Origin of the sequence: Paenibacillus sp. J5C2022, assembly GCF_025567625.1 — a bacterium.
GTDB lineage: Bacteria > Bacillota > Bacilli > Paenibacillales > Paenibacillaceae > Pristimantibacillus.
Window position 1 is genome coordinate 104479 of record NZ_JAOQJC010000012.1, and the last position, 17880, is coordinate 122358.

Here is a 17880-nt window from a genome sequence, read left to right on the forward strand (position 1 = left end):
CTTATCCCTCTCCTTCCTCGGATTCATAGTGAACCCACCCTGAAGAGGTTTTAAAGATGAACAAAGTGAACGCTCCGACAATGAGCAATAATATCCAGGCCATAGCCGAAGCATACCCCATCTCAAACCGGCCGAACGCTTTCTCGTACAAGTAAACGGCATAAAACAGTGTTTTATCCATAGGTCCTCCGCTGGTTACAAGAAAACTTTGGGTAAAGGTCATGAAGCCGCCTATCAATTGCATAATCAAATTAAAAAATATGACAGGTGTCAACATGGGAAGCGTAATCCGGGCAAATTTCGATAATAAGCTTGCTCCATCCACTTCCGCCGCTTCATACAACTCCACTGGAACTTGCTTCAACCCCGCCAGAAAAATGAGCATAGGAGAACCGAATTGCCAAATGATGAGCAAAATTAACGTCCACAGCGCGTAATCGGGACTAGCGATCCAGTTCGTCCCTTTTATTCCGAACCAATCCAGCACCGCGTTGACTGTACCGTTCAGTCCGAATAACTGCTTCCACATCACCGCAACTGCAACACTCCCGCCAACGATAGACGGAATATAATAAATCGTACGATAGAGGCCTACCCCTCTAAATTTCAACTGGAAAGCAAGAGCGATCAGCAATGCGAAAACCAGTTTCAATGGAACGGATATGAATACAAATTGAAAGGTGACAAGCAAAGACTTTACATATCGCGCATCTTCCGTGAACATCGTGACATAATTGCTCAATCCTGCCCATCTCGGGCTTGAAAGCATGTCATAATGCGTAAAAGAGAAGTATAGCGACACAATCATCGGACCAACTATGAATACAAGAAAACCAATAAGCCATGGAGAAATGAAAGCATATCCCGCCAGCCCTTTTCTCCAAACTCCAGCTGTTGCGCCTTTCATGACTGAGATGCTCCCTCCCGTCGTCTACCCCTTATTTTTCGCCAGCACCCTTTCCGCACGATTACGGAATTCTGCCGCCGCTTTCTCCGGTGTCAATTCTCCATAACTCAATGCTTCGTACACATTATTGAATTCCTGCATAACAGCGCCTGTACCAGGCGGGTCAATGGGCACTTTGCCGGCATAAGGAACAAGCATGTCCAAATAGTCAAACATTTGCTTCGCCGTTTCATCCAGTGTCTGGTACAGATGCTCCCTGACTTTTCCGGCGATCGGAACTCCGCGTTCACCAGCCAATATTTCGTTGGCTTCCAACGAATTGGTAAAGAAATCAATGAACCGGGCTGATGCTTCTTTATGCTTCGCATCTCTCGTTACCGACAGAAGCATTCCAGGCTTTAAATAGGAGCTCTTCTCTCCGTCCGGCACAATTGGAGGAACGACTAGCTGCAACGGTCTGCCCGCCGCTTTCGTCAGCGCGACAATTACATTGCTGGAAGTGACATGGTTAGGCGCCATTTTATGTACAATCAGTTCATCCTCCAGATTGCTCACGCCTGCTGTAACTTCAGGCGGAGGCATAACGCCATCCTTCAGCAGAGTGTCCCATATCGTAAAGAAATCGATCAGCAAGCCGTCATCGTAACCTAAGCCCGTCCCGTCTTCATTGAACAGATGTTGTCCATGTCCTCTCAGGTAGGCGCGAAATTCATGCGGTCCGGTCAATCCTTGCACATAAAATGCGTCACCGAGCCGCTGCTTCAGCTCTGTTGCCATCGTGACATAATCATCCCAGGTATATCCCGGCTGAGGAATCTCGACTCCCGCCTGTTGAAACATGGCAGAATCAATGGCAAGCGCAACCGCGTTAGTTCCAATATTTATCGCATACAGCTTCCCCGCAACATTGCCCCCGCTTAAATACTGCTCCTTCACATCATCCAGATTTAATATTTTCTGTTCTGCGTAAGGGGTTAAATCCTCCAGCAGCCCCCTTGTCGAGTACTCAAATAAATACTGCATGTCCATTTGAATGATATCCGGAAGGTTTTTGCCCGCCGCTTGCGTTGCGAGCTTATCCCAGTAACCGTTCCATCCGCTGAATTCAGGCGTAATTTTGATATTGGGATACTTTTCCTGAAACAATTGAATTACCTTCAATGTTCGGTCATGGCGGTCTTGAGAGCCCCACCAAGCCATGCGCAGTTCTACCGTCTCATTGTTCTCTTCAGCATCGGGGGCGGTGGGAACCGGCTCTTCATTGTTCTTCCCCGGCGTTGATTGACTCGTACAACCGCATAGCAAGGCCAACAACAAAAATAATGGAATTACAGGAATTCTCTTCATTCTCGAAATCGTTTTCAACATTGTTTATCCTCCTTAAGTTCATCTATAATCATATTAGCAAATGGCCATTCCCCTCAGGTATACGAGTCATGCACAGAAACTTTCACTTTTTCCCTTATATTTTGAAAGTGATGGAAGTCCATCTGAAGGAGGAGCATAATGAATTGTATAACCCGATAAAAAAGTGGAAGCTGGGAAAGGTCATGTTTTTGTCCTTCACCGGCTTCATGGCACTATTGCTTGCCGCCGTCATGATCGTCAGTTACTTCTTCACATCTGCCGAGCTGATTCGCAACACTTCGCACTATCAACGATTACTGTTAAAGGAATTAAGCACAAAGTTGTCCATTCAGCTGGATGCGGTAGAGCAAGCTTCACTCGTGGCTTCCAGAAGCAAAGTATTGCAACAATATCTCAGTACGGAGAAAACCGGCTATGAACGGCATGTGATGAAAAAAGACAGCGAGAAGCTGCTTGCCGAGCTGACTTACAGCTCGCTTTTAATCGAATCCGTGGATCTCTTTATGAGCAACCCGCCTACGACTTCTCAGGATTTCGCCGTCTCCCTGAAAGACCTGAGCACAATTTCGGAAGATCCCTTGTATGCCAATGTAATAACATCCGATTTCACTTGGATTGGCGAGCATCTATTGCTGAATCCCTATAGCGAGAAAAAGGTCGTCAGCTTCTCCCGCAAGCTTTACTCTAATATGTCTGATTATTTAGGAGTGCTTATGATACATGTCAATGCTGACGAGCTGCTGAAGACGATGACAGGGGAACCTTCAGACCAATCGCTGAAGCGTCAATTGTGGGATTTTCAAGGCAATGTCATTTTATCCACCACACCGACAACGACAAGCGAGACAGAGAAGCAATGGGTCAAGCTCTTGAGAAACGATTCCGGTTCCGAAATAAATGAAAACGTTATCTTGTCATGGAACAGACTGCCTGATTCGTACTGGTACCTTGTTGAGCTTACCCCTTATCGTCAAATGACGGAGGGAAGCTTGAAATTAGCCGGAATATTGGCTGCCATCGGACTGACTGCTGTCGTGCTTGCTTTGCTATACTCCTTCTATTTATCCAAGCAGCTTTCTCGACCAATTCGACGACTGCTACAAGCCATGGGCACCATCGGTGTACACAAAACTCAGAAAGAGCTGCTTCATGATTATACGAACGAATTCGGAGCGCTATTTAACGGTTACCGGCAGATGAATTACAGAATCATTGAACTTTATCATTCTTTGGAGGAGCAATACAGGAAGCAGAAGGCCGTGGAGCTTGATGCACTGCAATCGATGATCAACCCTCACTTCCTGTACAATACGCTGGATCAAATCAACTGGATGGCGATTGAAGAAGGACAAGACAAAATCAGCAGCATATTGGAGCTTACCGGGAAAATGCTCCGAATCGGCTTATCCAATGGAGAAACATATATAACCGTTCGCGAGGAGCTCGTATTGCTTGAATGCTATGTCGGAATCCAAAGTATCCGCTCTGAAGGCAGTCTTACGTTCCACATCGATGTGCCCGCGACGGTGCTCCACTGTTATTTGCCGAAGCTAACCCTTCAGCCGTTTGTAGAAAACGCTGTCATTCACGGGTTTCACGGCAAGGATGCAGGTTCTATCCATATAAGCGCCTGCGAAAAGGAAAATAAACTACTGTTCCTCATTAGAGATGACGGTGTCGGAATTTCTGAAAGCATGGACGATGCTCTCAAGAAAACAGGCCAATCCGGAGGATATGGATTGCGCAATGTGCAAGAACGGCTGGATGTCCACTTCGGCGCAAGCGGTCGTCTATCCGTTTATAATACCGGTAATGGTACTGAGGCAAGTATCACAATACCCGTTATGCGGAAGAAACCTGAAGAAGCGAGGAGAGAAAACGATGTGGAAAGTCGTTCTCGTCGATGACAACAGAGGCGCATTGCGTACGATGAAGAAAGTCATCCCGTGGCAAGAACTGAATGCGGAGCTTGCGGGCGAAGCGATAGACGGACAAGAAGCGCTACAGCTCATTAGCAGTGTTAACCCTCATATTGTCATTACGGATATTTATATGCCCGTCATGAATGGACTTGAGATGATCGAGAAATTGCGCAGTCGCGCATATGAAGGCGCCATCCTTATTCTTAGCGGTTATTCCGACTTCGAGTATGCCCGCACCGCTCTAAGACTGAAAGTGGATGATTATTTGTCCAAACCTGTTACGGTGAAGACCATCAAAGAAGTGCTAGGCAAAACGATCAAAAGCTTGCACGATCGGAACGGCCAAAATACAGCAGACTCTTCCCGTCCATTCATCAGCGATTGGACCGAAAATGCGAGGCACAAGCATGCGATCGAGCATGTGATTCAATATATGCATGAGCATTATGCGGAAGATATCAGTCTGAATCAGTTGTCGAACCATGTTTACCTGTCGCGCAACCATCTGGGCGATCTGTTCCGCAAAGCGACAGGAGAGACATTCGTAGATTACCTTACACGAATTCGGATTGAGCGCGCCAAAGAACTATTGCAGGAAGGCAGTCTTCTCATCTACGAAATTGCCGAGAAAGTGGGCTACCGCAATGTTCCCTACTTCAGTACTTTATTCAAAAAGCATACCGGAATGGCCCCTTCCGACATCGTCAAAGGATATCGGATGGAAGGTAGCGGCTAGCCTCCGTTGCATGAATACCGTTCCGTCGCATGAACAAGACGGCGTATATCAAGAGTAGCCCGCCGGGACGCACAGAAGCCTGCATATGCCATTCGGCTTATGCAGGCTTCCTCTATGTCGGCAGCTTATTCCGCCCAGCTGTCCAGATAAGCTGCTTGCTCCGGCGTCAGCTTGTCAATGCCCATGCCGAGCGCATCAAGCTTGATGCGGGCAACTTGCTCGTCAAGCTCGTATGGAACGTTGATCACTTCCTTGCCCAAGGATTCATACTGATCGTTCACATACTTCAGCGACATCGCCTGCAGCGCGAACGTCATATCCATAATTTCCGCAGGGTGGCCGTCGCCGGCCGCCAGATTAACGAGTCTGCCCTCTGCGAGCAGATAGATGCTGCGTCCGTCCTTCAGCTGGTATTCTTCAATATTGCGTCTTACGGTGCGCTTGCCGGTCGACATTGCCGCCAGCTCCACCTTGTTCACTTCCACATCGAAGTGTCCGGCGTTGGACAGAATGGCGCCGTTCTTCATTACTTCGTAATGCTCGCCGCGGATGACATCGCGGTTGCCCGTTACCGTAATGAACATGTCGCCAAGCTTCGCCGCTTCCAGCATCGGCATGACTGCGAAGCCGTCCATGTAAGCTTCCACCGCTTTGATCGCATCGATCTCCGTGACGATGACATTCGCCCCAAGCCCCTTGGCCCGCATAGCGACACCCTTGCCGCACCAGCCATAACCGACGACGACGACCGTCTTGCCGGCCGCCACCAGATTCGTTGTGCGATTGATGCCGTCGAATACCGATTGTCCCGTGCCGTAGCGGTTATCGAACAAGTATTTGCAGAATGCGTCATTCACCGCAACCATCGGGAACGCTAGCGCGCCTTCCTTCTCCAGCGCCTTCAGGCGAAGAATGCCCGTCGTCGTCTCCTCTGCTCCGCCGCGAAGATTGACCGCCATGTCCTTGCACTCCGAGTGCAGCAGCGTGACCAGATCGCCGCCGTCGTCAATAAGCAGATCCGGCTTGCATTCCAGCGCCTTCATGTTGAGAGCCTTGAATTCCTCGTCGCTAGGATTGTATTTCGCGAAGACGGTAATGCCGTCCTCCACCAGCGCCGCGCACACATCATCTTGCGTTGACAACGGATTGCTGCCGGTAATTGTCACTTCTGCACCGCCGGCTTGAACGACCTTCGCCAAGTAAGCGGTTTTGGCCTCCAGATGAAGGGAGATCGTCACCTTCAACCCTTTGAACGGCTGTTCTTTCTCGAACTGCTCCCTGATTTTGTTCAATACAGGCATGTGAGCGCGTACCCACTCTATCTTCAGATGCCCTTCCGGCGCAAGCTCCGGATTCGCGATTATGCTGTTGTTCAATGCATTCATGTTGCAATCCCTCCACTGGTTAATATCAGTTACATTACATTCAACTTACAAATATACAATCTCATGGCCGCCTGTCAGACGGTAATCCGCCTCCATCAGCTCCTCCAGCCAGGACTCGCCATACCGGCTCCAATAGCCGATCATGGACAGCACTCTCTCCTGTGGCTTGTCGGCGGGCTTGATCGACAGTCGAATGCGCTCCAGCTGGCGTATAGCCGCCTCGAACCGCTTATGATGGGCATCCAGCGTTCGAGATTCCATGAATGCGATCTGTTCCACGATCTTGGCCATATTCGTCTCGCCCAGCTTCGTCAGGCCGGGCTGAATGGATGCGGCAAGCTCCAGCAATGGGCGGTACATATTCTGGAAAGAGTCGCTTACTGCCGAGAATCGCTCCTGAAGCGACAGCTCATCTTGTTCCTTGAGCCATTGCTCCTTCCGTTCCTGGAAGCGTTCCATCACATCTGCGAAGTCCAGCTCGAACTTCGCCATATGCTTCGCTACGGTTCCTTCGACGAGCGTGTAGGACATGCGTGGGACGATGATCGGCATCTCCATCTCCATCAGACGGAACGCAGCCCCCGTCGCGCCCCAGTATGCAATCTCGCCAGGCCCCAGCACGGTGCCGAGCACGGGGAACAGATACTCCTGCATAAGCGGCCGGGTCAGCACATTGTTGCTGAACAGCTCCGGTCGGGAATGCGTCAGTCCGATCAGTTCCTCCTTGCTCCAGGAACTGCTTCCCTTCCGGTCCTCGAACAATCCGTCCCGCTTGTAGAGCATCGTCCGCTCCCCGTCACGGTCGGGATGGAACAAGAACAGTCCCGAACTTCCTTCCGCCACATCCGCCTGCAGCGGATAACCGAGCTCCTTCACACGTGCAGATGTCGAGCGGAACGCTTCTTCCAGCTCGTCGTTGCGCTCCAGCAACTCCCGGAACATGGGCGCTTCCAGCTTGCGCAAGCCGGCATCGTCGGAATCGATCAGTACAAGACCGTATCGGCCGAACAAGCGGTGAAGCAAGCAGGCGAACATATCGGACAGCGATGTCGTGCGATCGGCCAGTTGCCGAAGCTCTTCCATCATGCCCGGCTTGAATTCCGACCCCGGCAGCGCCGCTTCCAGCTCCGCCAGCCAGCTCTCCCATTGCTCGCTCCCGATGATGGTGCGGCTCACCGACGTGCGGACACGCTCCGGCATAGCCGCCGTCAGCTTGCCCAGCTCTTGCTCCGCTGTCACGACATACGCATGGTTCGCTTCGTCCCAATCGTGGTCTTCCCCCGCGATCCAGAATACAGGAATCACGGGGATGCCCAGTTGTTCGCTGGCATAGCCGGCCGAACGAATAATGGATACGGCCTTATGTACGACGAGCAATGGCCCCGTCCATAACCCGGCTTGCTGGCCGCCGATGATGACAGGCGCTCCCTCTGCGATCGCATCGATGGAGCATTGCACCTTGTCCGACGATCCTATGCGCCGTTGATAAGCCCGGAGAACGTCCGCCAACAGCGCGGCATCGACTCTTGGCCCCGCCTTCCTCTGAATGACGGCATGCCGACGGCTCCAATCTTCAGCCTCACCGGCATGATAGCCGTACAAGGACATGACCCCCGGGTCATTGCGTGATATATACGCCTCCGTCAATGGTTGGGAGGATGGTAGTGAATAGGGTTCAGCTTGCATAACAATTAAAACCTCCCTACATATATTCCGATACAACATCAGAATAATTGTACAGGATATGCCACGAAAATTAAAGGCCGAGTCAGGACGCCGCAGCGCGCCTGAATCGGCCTCGTCGCAATTGATGCAGGATTACGCCGACATCGTGAAGAGCAGCCTTCCGATCAACACCGCCATAAATACAACATACAGAACACTCATGGCGAAGAAGCTGAGCCGCCATACCGCGCGAAAAATACGCTTCACCTCAACCTTGCCCCGCTTGCGGAACTGCGCGTTGCCAAGCAGACCTCCAGTAAGAATCATAACCAGCATAATGCCGTAAATGCCGAATTCGCTATTGAATATAAGATTGAACTGTCCGGCAACGCAGCCGATAAAAAAAACAGTCGACACGTCCATCGCCAGGCGGAACGCCCGCTTCCAATCCTTTATGTAAGTGCCGTAACCGATGAGAACTACGGCAAACGGAATAACCGGTATAAAGGCCAAAATCGCATAAAGCTTCATTAAGCCGTCCATCATCGCACCTCACCCCTTATCCTCATCCAATGGCTTTCTGTACGCCTGAATAATAGCAATTAGCGCGTCGTTCAGCGGAGTTGGCATTCTCAGCTCCCTGCCCTTCGCTGCAATTGCCCCATTAATGAAGGCGATCTCCGTCTCGCGCCCGGCCTGAACGTCGGACAGCATGGATGATCTATTCCCGGACGTCGCCTCACAGATAGCCAGTATAGACTGCCAGTAATCTTCGGATGGAAGCAGTCCGCTCCTCATAAGAACTTCGGCAGTCTCTTCATACAGCCGGCGCATGAGCGTCAGCCGGCAGTTCTCTTGCGGCAGCTCGCCGTTGGTTACACAATAGAGAGCTGTCAACGGGTTAATGACCGCGTTTGCAAGCAGCTTGCGATAAATACGAGTATTGATGTCATTCGACAGAAAACTGGTGAATCCTGCCTTTTCCAACGACTGCAGCAATTTTTTTTGAATCGGTGCGTCACCGGCCGCATTCCCGAATGGATCCCGATCGCTCAGCCAGATCTCGCCGGCGCCTGTATGACGCACGGTCCGCTCGTCCTCGCGCCTGGATGCTTCCGTCGTTACTGCTGCATGAATCGGTATGGAACTGAGCGCTGCAGCCAGCGTCTCCACATGGCCCACTCCGTTCTGCAAGCAGACGACTGCACAAGCCCCCAGTGCGTCGTTGCCCACAATGGCGTGAAGCTGCGTCATCAGTTCCGGCCTGATTGCCGTCGCCTTGACAGCAAGCACTACGCATCGTTCGGCTGCAGGCGCTGCGTCTTCTCCCATCGATCGGCAAGGGATGCGAATGACGTCGCTGCATCCATCCAGTCTATACCGAAGCACTCCGCGCTCTTGAATTAGCTCGGCTTGCCGTCTCGTCCTTGTCCATAGCGTTACATGCGCTCCGGATTCCGCCAAGCCCGCTGCAAGCAGCATGCCGAGCGCACCTGCTCCGATCACATCGATATGCATACGCGCACTCCTTCACAATACTTCCTGCCTGTCAGGTTAACCAATATCGCTATTATACACTTTACTCCATTCAAGTGAAAAGCCCGTCACCCTTCGCAGAAGGTTGACAGGCTTTAGCGGTACATGCTATTCAATTCGTTCCAGATTGCCGTTCGCATCCATCTTGAACCTCGGCTTAGCTTCACCCTCATTCGACAATACGGTAAGCCTTCGAGCCCGGTCCATAATCTGAATCAACGTCTTGTAGTCGTCGTTAACGGCCCGATAATCCGACTGGGCATTGTTGACTTCGCTGGCCAGCTTCTCATTCTCACTGCGAAGCTTGAACAGCTCTTCGTCCTTTTCTTTCATTTCTTTCTCGAACATTTTAATTTGCCGGGACAGCTCCTGATAGGTCGTCTTCCAGCTTCTCAGGAAGCGAATAACGGCATCGATCGATATCCCTTCGTCCACCATACCCGCTTCCGGTTTATAGACGGTGCCTACTTCTGCATCGAGCATCGCGATGGAAGACACCTGAGGCGCAGGCGATTGCTTCTTGAAATAATTGCGCTTCTGCCGCTGCTGCTTCGCTATGCTTATCGCTTCCTCATACTTCTTGCGTACGCAGCTGTTCCAACGAAAACCGCATGCGGCTGCGGTGCGGCCGATTCGCTCGCCCACTTCCTCGAATGCCGCAAGCTGTGTGCTGCCTTCTCTAATATGGCGCAGGGTTACTTCGGCGAGAATAAGATCATCGTCCGGACTCCACGCATCTTGTCTAACTGCTGTCATGCAACAATAACCTCCTAACGTAAAGGCGCTTACTTTATCTCTATGCCCTTGGTAGAGTTCATAGAATCTATTGGATACTATTTTGTATAACCAAAATTAAATGCGCTCATACATGATTACTTCAACCAATGAGCAAACTATAGGAAAGATATCACAGCGAGCTTCAAAAAAAATTTGCCAATTCGTCACCGCTGCATGTTTACACTCCATCATGCAAACGTTATAATGTTCAATAGGAAATTGGGTCGTATGGAAAGGGGGATGCTATCATGGCACGCATGTATCGGGTACTCGGCTTTTGGTGCTTAGTCATCGGACTAATGGCTTTCGCTGGCCATATGACGGAATTTGCTCTGCTGTTCTTCGCGCAAGCCGTCGCTTTCACATTTCTTGGCTACTTGAACTTCTCCGAAAGAACATACATCATGATGTTCTGGGGATATATGGTGATTTCATTCGTTGGATTCACATATTGGTCCGTCTTCAAGTTGGACTTGCCGTTCTAATCAAGCGCCACAAGAAAGTGCAGAAGAGGCCCGCAACAAGGATAATCCTTGTCGCGGGCCTCTTCTAATCCTTCTCCAGGATCAGCACCCGGAACGCTTCGCCGATCCCGTCGCTAAGCAGAAGCTGGCGCAGTGAGCGATTGCTCCTCGCTTCCTCGCTGAAGGGATTGCTGTCGCGATGCTCAATCAGCAACTCCATGATGCCGTGGTTCACCATGAACTGCTTCTGGCTCCCATCGAAGATGACACTGAACCCGGCATTGCGCGCCTCCGCCTTCAGATAGGAGAAGGAGACATGAGCTGTCATATCCTGCTGGCCCGGCCGCTGGAACGGCTGATCAGATGCCATATGGCGATAATAACACATCAGTGTGCCATCCATCCGGAAAGCTGCGCTATATTCCTCGGCGTCGTATCCGTAGTCGATAATGATGACTCTGCCCCGCTTCATCATTCCGCTGATCTCTCTTACCCACCGGCCCGCGCCCGGGCACAGCTCCGTAATCTGACCTTCACGTAGACGAATGCCGTCGCGATGCAGCCACTTGCGAAAGTCGGGATTCGTCATGGCCATCCGTACATAGCGGAAGTGGCCGTTCACAACTGCTACACCCAGCTCATAGAGATGCCCTCCCATTCGTTGGATACGGTGAACGGGGAATGCGTCCAGCAGTTCGTTCGCAAGAATAACGGCGGGCGCTTGTAGCGTCCCCTCGGCGTCCGCCAGCGCCTCCCGGGACGTTAGGCAATTAGCATGTGGCAGATGCAGCCTCGCAGCCTCCGCATGCGGGGGATAATCCTCCACGAGCTTCATGCGGAACTTCTCTCTCCATAGCGGCAGACGCTTCTTCCATTCTGCAGCAATCTGCGCAGACAGCCTTCCCGTCCCCGCCCCCCATTCCACGAACGTTAGGGGCTGAGGACCTTCCTTCGCATAGTCCATCACATAGGAAGCAATGACTGCCGCCAGTCCGGCTCCAACGGCCGAGCTTGTATAGAAGTCGCCTTCTTTCCCGATTCTGATCTCGCCTTGCCGATAATAGCCGTATTCCTCATCGTACAGGCACATCGCCATATAATCATGGAAGGTGATGCACGAGGCGCAGCGAGCCGCTCCCAGTTCATCGCTATACGCGCCTTGATGCCTCGAACGGACGATGATGCGTTCGATTTTCTGTTCAAGAGCGCTTTCGGATTGCACATTTGCCATTGCGAGATTTCTCCTTTTCCGCATCTAAGATATAATGAAGAAGGCGGACGCATACACTTATTGCTGAGGGAGGAGGATGCCGCTTGAAAAAAATGATGCCATACGTTAATGCAAAAACCGCCTTCATCCTGTTCCTGATCAGCGCGCTGCTCGCTCTGCGAATGCCCGTTATGGCAGAGTCGACCGCGCCAGACGCCGCTACCGACGATGTACATGCCCTGCTGGAAAAAAGTCTGTCTGTCGTTGAAATCGACCGCGAGATTGAAGCGATCCGCGCACAGATGAAAGAATTGAAGCATACGATGCAACTGGCACAAGACGGACTGGAACGGCAGGAAGCCGATATTGCGACAAAGCGGGACGATGCAGGCAAAGTACTCCGCGCTTATTATATGGGTGACCGCGATATGCTGTATGTCGGCTTGCTGTCTTCGAAATCATGGACGACCTTCCTATCCATCATCGATTACATCGATATTATCGTAAGCAAGGACAGGCATACGCTTCATTCTTACATAGACAAGTATCGCGATATGCAAGAAGGCTATCGTCAGCTGGAAGATAAAGAAAATGAGCTCGCTGCCGTCGAGCAGCGGCTTCAGGAGCAGCGGGAGCGCGTTCTCGCCCTGGAAGCGCAGCTGGAAGAAGAGCTGCAGGGACGAACCGATGCCGACCGCATACGACTGCTGATGGGGGAGCTGACCCGATCCTGGGAAGAAAAAGGTCTGGCAAAAGTGAAAGAATACTTCCAGGCGCTGGCCGGCGCCATGCAGGAGCTGCCCGGCTGGATAAGCGACAATAAAGATATGCTGGATAACCAGGGGTTCCAATACACTATCACAGTTCCAGAAGGGGAGCTGAATGCCTTCCTTCAGGAACAAGACGAGCGATTCAAGCACTTTGCATTCCAATTCCTGGACGGCTCCGTTACGGCCTACGGCAACAAGGACGGCATGGAGATCTCTGTATCGGGACATTACACCGTGGAAGACGAGCCGGTGAACGGCATTCTGTTCCACGTTGACAAGCTGCTGTACAACGGCTTCTCGCTTCCCGACACGACTCGACGATCGCTGGAAGAGGAATTCGATCTGGGCTTCTATCCGCAGCTGCTCCTCTCCTTCTTGAAGGCGAAGGACGTCGAAGCCAAGGACGGCAAGCTGACGATCAAGCTGTCCATCAGCCTATAAGGACGGCGAGGGGTTGCCTCATTCCGGGCGTGCAGCTCCTTCGCCGCTCGGATGGGCAAGCTCCGCTATGAAAGCGTCCATCGCAATTTCCTTCCGCGCATAACGGCCCCACAGCCCTTCCAAGAGTCGCTTTCGATCCGGCCAGCCGGGATCGGTCTTATACAGCTGCTGTTCCTCCTCCATATAAGCGAGCGCCGGGAAACTTCGTCCTCCCTGCTGCACCATCGCTTCAATCCATTGCATCGCTTCCTGCTCCGCTTGACAGTCGGCCCCAATGACGTAGCTGCTGCCGCTAATCCAGGGATGCGCAAAGCCCTTCTGATCGACGATCAACGATCTCTTGACGGCATTATCCAGCCCTTCGTACATGTGCCACGGAAGGATGAGCGACAGCAATCTGTCCTCCTTGATCGCTTGCATTATCTGATTCAATTGCTGCAAGCTAAGCGTCCCGATTCGTTCCTGCTGGGCGCTCAGCCATATAAGCCGCTCCTGCTGCTCTCCGGTCATCTCCAGCTTCATGGCTGAAGCTTCCTCATCCTTCCTGAACTTCTCCAGCCATACCAGCAGCTGCTCTATATCGTCCGGACTGAGATTGAGCAGCGTCGCTTCCTCCTCGCCTTCGGAGAGTAGCTGAACCAGTGCAAGGAACGAGCCCCAATCTTGCGGCTCCTCCGACATTCCCGCCTCTGCCAGCATGGACTTGTTCCACAATAATGCATAGGGATTGATATCGTAGGGCACGCCCCACAAATATCCGTTCCACTTCAACGGCTCCAGCCACCCGCTCGCGTGCTGCGGCAGCCCTTCGTTCGCAAGCTTGCTGTCTACGGGCTTCAAGAATCCTCGAACCGCGAATGGCATCACCCATTCGTTATGCAGCAGCAGCATATCGGCTCCGTCTCCAACGCTGCTGTTCCGCTCCCAGTTATCGTGTGCGGAGGAGAAGTCGGGTTCATTCGTTAGATGGACGACAATATGGGGATGGTCGGCCATGAAGGTGCGATTCCTTCTTTGAAGCTCAAGGAATTGCTCCGCCGTTACGGAAACGCTTGCATGAAGCTCGACAACGGGCTTGTCCGGCAAGGGGCCGTCGAAGCCCGAGAACGCTTCGTATCCTTGCGGCGGACTCGGCAGACTGCTCTGTATGGAGCGTGAATACGGAATAAGCAGCAATGAAGACAATAACAGAACAACGACGATAAGAGGCACATACTTCCGAGGAGACACACGGCTCCTCCTTTCCTTTTCCTGCTCTTATATATGCTATAGAATACCAATATTTATCAGCTTGTGGCAAGGCTTTACCAGCAGAAAAGACGGCTGCAGGGCGCAGCCGCCTTGCTGTTCTCCCCCTTATTACAACAGATCCGCCGCCAGCTGCGCCAGCTTGGAGCGCTCCCCTTTCTCCAGCATGACATGGCCGCTTATCCCCTCAAGCTTGAATCTCTCTACGATATGGGACAATCCGTTGCTGACGGAATCCAGATAAGGATGATCGATCTGCTCCGGATCGCCCATCAACACGATTTTGCTGCCTTCCCCGACACGCGAGACAATTGTCTTCACCTCATGTCTTGTCAGGTTTTGAGCTTCGTCGATAATGATGAATTGCCCCGGAATAGAGCGACCGCGAATATACGTCAGCGCTTCAACCTGGATGCTTCCCATGCCCATTAATATTTTTTCAATATCGCCGGATTTCTTCGTATCGAACAGAAACTCCAGATTATCGTAGATAGGCTGCATCCATGGCCTCAGCTTCTCTTCTTTCTCCCCCGGCAGATAGCCAATATCCTTCCCCATCGGGACAACCGGTCTGGCAATCAACAGCTTCTTATACTTATGCTCATCCTCCACCTTCATCAGGCCTGCTGCCAGCGCAAGCAGGGTTTTGCCTGTGCCGGCCTTTCCAGACAAAGTGACGAGCGGTATATCGTCGCTGAGGAGCAGCTCCAACGCCATGCGCTGCTGGGCGTTGCGGGCCGTAATCCCCCACACGGGATCGTTGCTCAGATACAAAGGTTCAAGTCTCGCTCCATCTGAGCTAACCTTCAGCAGCGCCGACTTGTTCGTTCCCATCTCGTCCCGCAAAATAACGAATTCGTTAGGTCTTGGCATCGACTTTAATTGCAGTTGATTGACACTCAGAAATCGGAACGTATAAAATTCATCGATAACGGCAGGATGGACGAACAAGGTAACGCAGCCCGTATAAGCATCTGATGCCGGCGCAATTTGATCCGACAGATAATCCTGGGCTTTCAGCCCCAGTACGTCCGCCTTAATACGTACGAGCACATCTTTGCTGACGAGTACGATTTCCCGTTTATCGGCTTTCGCTGCAGCGTCTTCTTGCTCCAGCTGATAATTCAGGGCGACGGCCAGTATCCGATTGTCGTTGGACATGTCGCCGAACATTTCCTGTACGCGCATAAAGCTGCGATGATTCAATTCTACTTTCAGCAGTCCGCCGTTCTGTAGGGGAATGCCTTCGTGAAGATGCCCCTGACGGCGCATGCCGTCCAGCAGGCGGGATACGGTCCGGGCGTTGCGTCCAAGCTCATCGGCTAATCTTTTCTTGGAGTCGATTTCCTCCAGTACGATCGCGGGAATGATCACTTCATTGTCTTCGAAGGCGAATATGGCCTGTGGGTCATGAAGCAGCACATTGGTATCGAGCACGAATATTTTTTTCATGAAAGAAACCTCCCGGCATATCGATGATAGTTGCAATAGTCATTCCGATTGTTAAGATGCGGTAAACCTCCCCTTAAGACGCAAGAAAGCCTAGTGAATAATCACTAGGCTTTCCATATGACACGCCAAGGGGCAAACTTGTCCTCATGGCATCCTCGATTCAACTTGCACGGGAAGACTTGAAACAGCTTCATCCGACGTTCCTTATTGCTGCGCCAGCTAGTCATGTTCACATCCATCATTGCGAGGACCTCCCCAGAATGGATTAGATAGGGCTGTTCTAGCCTTATTATAGCTATTTTATTCTGCAGCGTCTACGGGCATTCCCATTTTTGCCTGCAGTTCATTCCTCGCCTTCTGAAGGCTTTCTTCATTAATATAGACGAATGGACTCTTCCAGTTGCCTTCCAGCGGCATGAAGGTCAGATCGCTGCTCTTGATGCCCAAATATGTATTAATCATCCGGCTAATTTCCTTCTCGGGCATATCGGTCTGCACGTTCTCGCTCATCTTCTCGATGATGCTGCCGATTTTGGAGACTCCGCCTACGGTCATCAGCTTGTCCACCAGCGCACCGACTACCTCGCTCTGCCGTCGGTTCCGGTCGAAATCGCTCGACATGTTGGTGCCATCGTTGGATTGGCGGTATCTGACGAAATCGAGCGTCTGCTTGCCGTCCAGCTTCTGTTCGCCCTTCTGCAAGTCGATATTGGTGCCATCATGGGAGTCCGTATATTTCATGCGCATATCGACATACACGTCGATGCCGCCGAGCAGATCCACCGTGTCCTCGAAGCCCTTGAAGTTGACGAGCGTCGCGTACTTGACATCAATGCCGAATAGCTTGCCGAGCACGTTGCGGAACTCTTCCTTCGCTGCGATCGCCGCTTCTTCCTTATCTTTCCCCTCGTTGCGGGCCGCCATGAAGAAGTCCGCATAGAATCGGTTCGCTTTCCTGCCGCGATAGCCATCCACTTCGATCAGTGTATCCCGGGGAATGGACACGATAGAGGCCGACTTGGATTCCGGATCGAATGAAGCCACCATCAACACGTCGGTATTCAATCCTCCGCCTCCCGAGCGGGAATCAATGCCCATGATAACCATGGATACCGGCTTCTTCTTGACGGATTCCTTCACAGGCACCGGAGTGACTATCGTTTCATCCACAATGGAGATGGTATCGAAGGCTTCGTCTGTCTTTAACAGCAAATAACTGAGCCAGCCTGCAATCGCCAGCATTAAGCCGAGCAGAAGAAAAAAAAGCGTGATAAAAAACACCTTCAGCTTGCTTTTTCGTTTTTTCGGCTTTGGACGCTTGGGCGGTTTGGAGCCCCTCATCGTTGATCGGGGAGGCATTGTAGAAGATTGACCTTGACTCATTGACCTGCAAGCCCCTTTAGTTGAATTTCGGATTGGCGTTAATGTCCAGAAGCAGCTGTTCCCCCGCTTCGCGGGGAATCAGCTGCAGCTTGGACTTGCCGTTCTTCTCGTATTTCACATAAATCATCGTATCGTCGGTTCGCGAAATCTCGGCGGAAGTGATGGCATGATCCTCGCTCAGCACGTCCAGGAAAAACTCCAGCGTCTTGCGGGCCGCTTCGTCCTCCGGGCGCGCATCTGCGACAACCCGGATTTGCAGCCAATTGAACAATGCGTCTTCCTCTCTCACACGCCGCACCTCCGAAACTGCGATTTGTAAGGCCGCTAACCGCTCTTCTTCCGATACTTGTCATAGAGCTGACGTCCGCGCAGCATCAGCATCATCAATACAGCGATGCCCATGCATTGGATGATGGGGAGCTTGTCTACTTGAAGAATCATAAGGACGAAGCTACCGATCGCCATGACGACATAGACAAGGACTTCCTTCAGCAGAGGAAGTCTTGCCTGCGGACGGAATACACTGTTGAAAATATAGATGGTGAACGCCAGTATAAGCACGTAAGATACAAGCTTATGCTCGCTCAGCCATTCCTGCATGATTGATTCCTCCTGT

General features: G+C 51.8%; 18 protein-coding genes. 4 read left to right on the forward strand and 14 right to left on the reverse strand.

Features of this window, described 5'->3' with window-relative positions; genetic code table 11:
- Position 1 precedes the first annotated feature (1 nt).
- Positions 2 to 907 carry a carbohydrate ABC transporter permease gene (locus tag M6D81_RS12200; protein WP_262677179.1) on the reverse strand — a complete coding sequence of 302 codons (906 nt, stop codon included), beginning with the start codon at positions 905 to 907 and terminating at the stop codon, positions 2 to 4.
- A gap of 24 nt (positions 908 to 931) precedes the next feature.
- Positions 932 to 2275: an ABC transporter substrate-binding protein gene (locus tag M6D81_RS12205; protein ID WP_262677180.1), complete on the reverse strand. Its 1344-nt coding sequence runs from the start codon at positions 2273 to 2275 to the stop codon at positions 932 to 934.
- A 68-nt stretch (positions 2276 to 2343) separates the two neighbouring features.
- Here M6D81_RS12205 and M6D81_RS12210 point away from each other — a divergent pair, with 68 nt between their 5' ends.
- Together M6D81_RS12210 and M6D81_RS12215 are read left to right on the forward strand one after the other, a co-directional pair.
- Positions 2344 to 4182, forward strand: a complete 1839-nt coding sequence (locus M6D81_RS12210) for a sensor histidine kinase (protein ID WP_262677181.1) — start codon at positions 2344 to 2346, stop codon at positions 4180 to 4182.
- On the forward strand, positions 4157 to 4933 hold the full coding sequence (locus tag M6D81_RS12215) for a response regulator (protein ID WP_262677182.1): 777 nt from the start codon (positions 4157 to 4159) through the stop codon (positions 4931 to 4933). The genes M6D81_RS12210 and M6D81_RS12215 overlap by 26 nt, the downstream gene beginning before the upstream one ends.
- Before the next feature lie 125 nt (positions 4934 to 5058).
- Here the strand turns inward: M6D81_RS12215 and M6D81_RS12220 are convergent, their stop codons facing one another.
- The 5 genes from M6D81_RS12220 to M6D81_RS12240 form a co-directional block, all read right to left on the reverse strand.
- A complete protein-coding gene (locus tag M6D81_RS12220) occupies positions 5059 to 6318 on the reverse strand; it encodes an adenosylhomocysteinase (RefSeq protein WP_262677183.1) in 1260 nt (419 codons plus the stop codon).
- Between the two features lie 45 nt (positions 6319 to 6363).
- The gene (gene bshC / locus M6D81_RS12225; RefSeq protein WP_262677184.1) at positions 6364 to 8004 is read right to left on the reverse strand and encodes a bacillithiol biosynthesis cysteine-adding enzyme BshC; all 1641 of its coding nucleotides are present in this window, start codon (positions 8002 to 8004) and stop codon (positions 6364 to 6366) included.
- Positions 8005 to 8136: 132 nt separating this feature from the next.
- On the reverse strand, positions 8137 to 8529 hold the full coding sequence (locus M6D81_RS12230; protein ID WP_262677185.1) for a DUF3397 domain-containing protein: 393 nt from the start codon (positions 8527 to 8529) through the stop codon (positions 8137 to 8139).
- Between the two features lie 6 nt (positions 8530 to 8535).
- Entirely contained in the window at positions 8536 to 9501 is a 966-nt protein-coding gene (locus M6D81_RS12235) for a ketopantoate reductase family protein (RefSeq protein ID WP_262677186.1), read from the reverse strand.
- A 126-nt stretch (positions 9502 to 9627) separates the two neighbouring features.
- Positions 9628 to 10275, reverse strand: a complete 648-nt coding sequence (locus M6D81_RS12240) for an RsfA family transcriptional regulator (RefSeq protein ID WP_262677187.1) — start codon at positions 10273 to 10275, stop codon at positions 9628 to 9630.
- 269 nt (positions 10276 to 10544) lie between these two features.
- Between M6D81_RS12240 and M6D81_RS12245 the strand changes: the two genes are divergently transcribed.
- Positions 10545 to 10781: a DUF2626 domain-containing protein gene (locus tag M6D81_RS12245; RefSeq protein ID WP_262677188.1), complete on the forward strand. Its 237-nt coding sequence runs from the start codon at positions 10545 to 10547 to the stop codon at positions 10779 to 10781.
- A 64-nt stretch (positions 10782 to 10845) separates the two neighbouring features.
- On the opposite strand, the gene M6D81_RS12250 is transcribed toward M6D81_RS12245, so the two are convergent.
- Positions 10846 to 11991, reverse strand: coding sequence for a class I SAM-dependent methyltransferase (locus M6D81_RS12250; protein WP_262677189.1), 1146 nt, complete (start codon positions 11989 to 11991; stop codon positions 10846 to 10848).
- Positions 11992 to 12074: 83 nt separating this feature from the next.
- On the opposite strand from M6D81_RS12250, the gene M6D81_RS12255 reads away from it, so the two are divergent.
- Positions 12075 to 13181 (forward strand): coiled-coil domain-containing protein, encoded by a 1107-nt coding sequence (locus M6D81_RS12255; protein WP_262677190.1) that lies wholly within the window; start codon positions 12075 to 12077, stop codon positions 13179 to 13181.
- An 18-nt stretch (positions 13182 to 13199) separates the two neighbouring features.
- Here the strand turns inward: M6D81_RS12255 and M6D81_RS12260 are convergent, their stop codons facing one another.
- The 6 genes from M6D81_RS12260 to M6D81_RS12285 form a co-directional block, all read right to left on the reverse strand.
- Positions 13200 to 14411: an extracellular solute-binding protein gene (locus M6D81_RS12260; RefSeq protein WP_262677191.1), complete on the reverse strand. Its 1212-nt coding sequence runs from the start codon at positions 14409 to 14411 to the stop codon at positions 13200 to 13202.
- A 129-nt stretch (positions 14412 to 14540) separates the two neighbouring features.
- The gene (locus M6D81_RS12265; protein ID WP_262677192.1) at positions 14541 to 15881 is read right to left on the reverse strand and encodes a PhoH family protein; all 1341 of its coding nucleotides are present in this window, start codon (positions 15879 to 15881) and stop codon (positions 14541 to 14543) included.
- Between the two features lie 104 nt (positions 15882 to 15985).
- Complete coding sequence (locus M6D81_RS12270; protein ID WP_262677194.1) at positions 15986 to 16123, reverse strand: hypothetical protein; 138 nt, start codon at positions 16121 to 16123, stop codon at positions 15986 to 15988.
- A gap of 58 nt (positions 16124 to 16181) precedes the next feature.
- Positions 16182 to 17264: an LCP family protein gene (locus M6D81_RS12275; RefSeq protein WP_262677195.1), complete on the reverse strand. Its 1083-nt coding sequence runs from the start codon at positions 17262 to 17264 to the stop codon at positions 16182 to 16184.
- A 16-nt stretch (positions 17265 to 17280) separates the two neighbouring features.
- Positions 17281 to 17553 carry a hypothetical protein gene (locus M6D81_RS12280; protein WP_262677196.1) on the reverse strand — a complete coding sequence of 91 codons (273 nt, stop codon included), beginning with the start codon at positions 17551 to 17553 and terminating at the stop codon, positions 17281 to 17283.
- A gap of 35 nt (positions 17554 to 17588) precedes the next feature.
- Positions 17589 to 17864 (reverse strand): YlaH-like family protein, encoded by a 276-nt coding sequence (locus tag M6D81_RS12285; RefSeq protein ID WP_262677197.1) that lies wholly within the window; start codon positions 17862 to 17864, stop codon positions 17589 to 17591.
- Positions 17865 to 17880 lie beyond the last annotated feature (16 nt).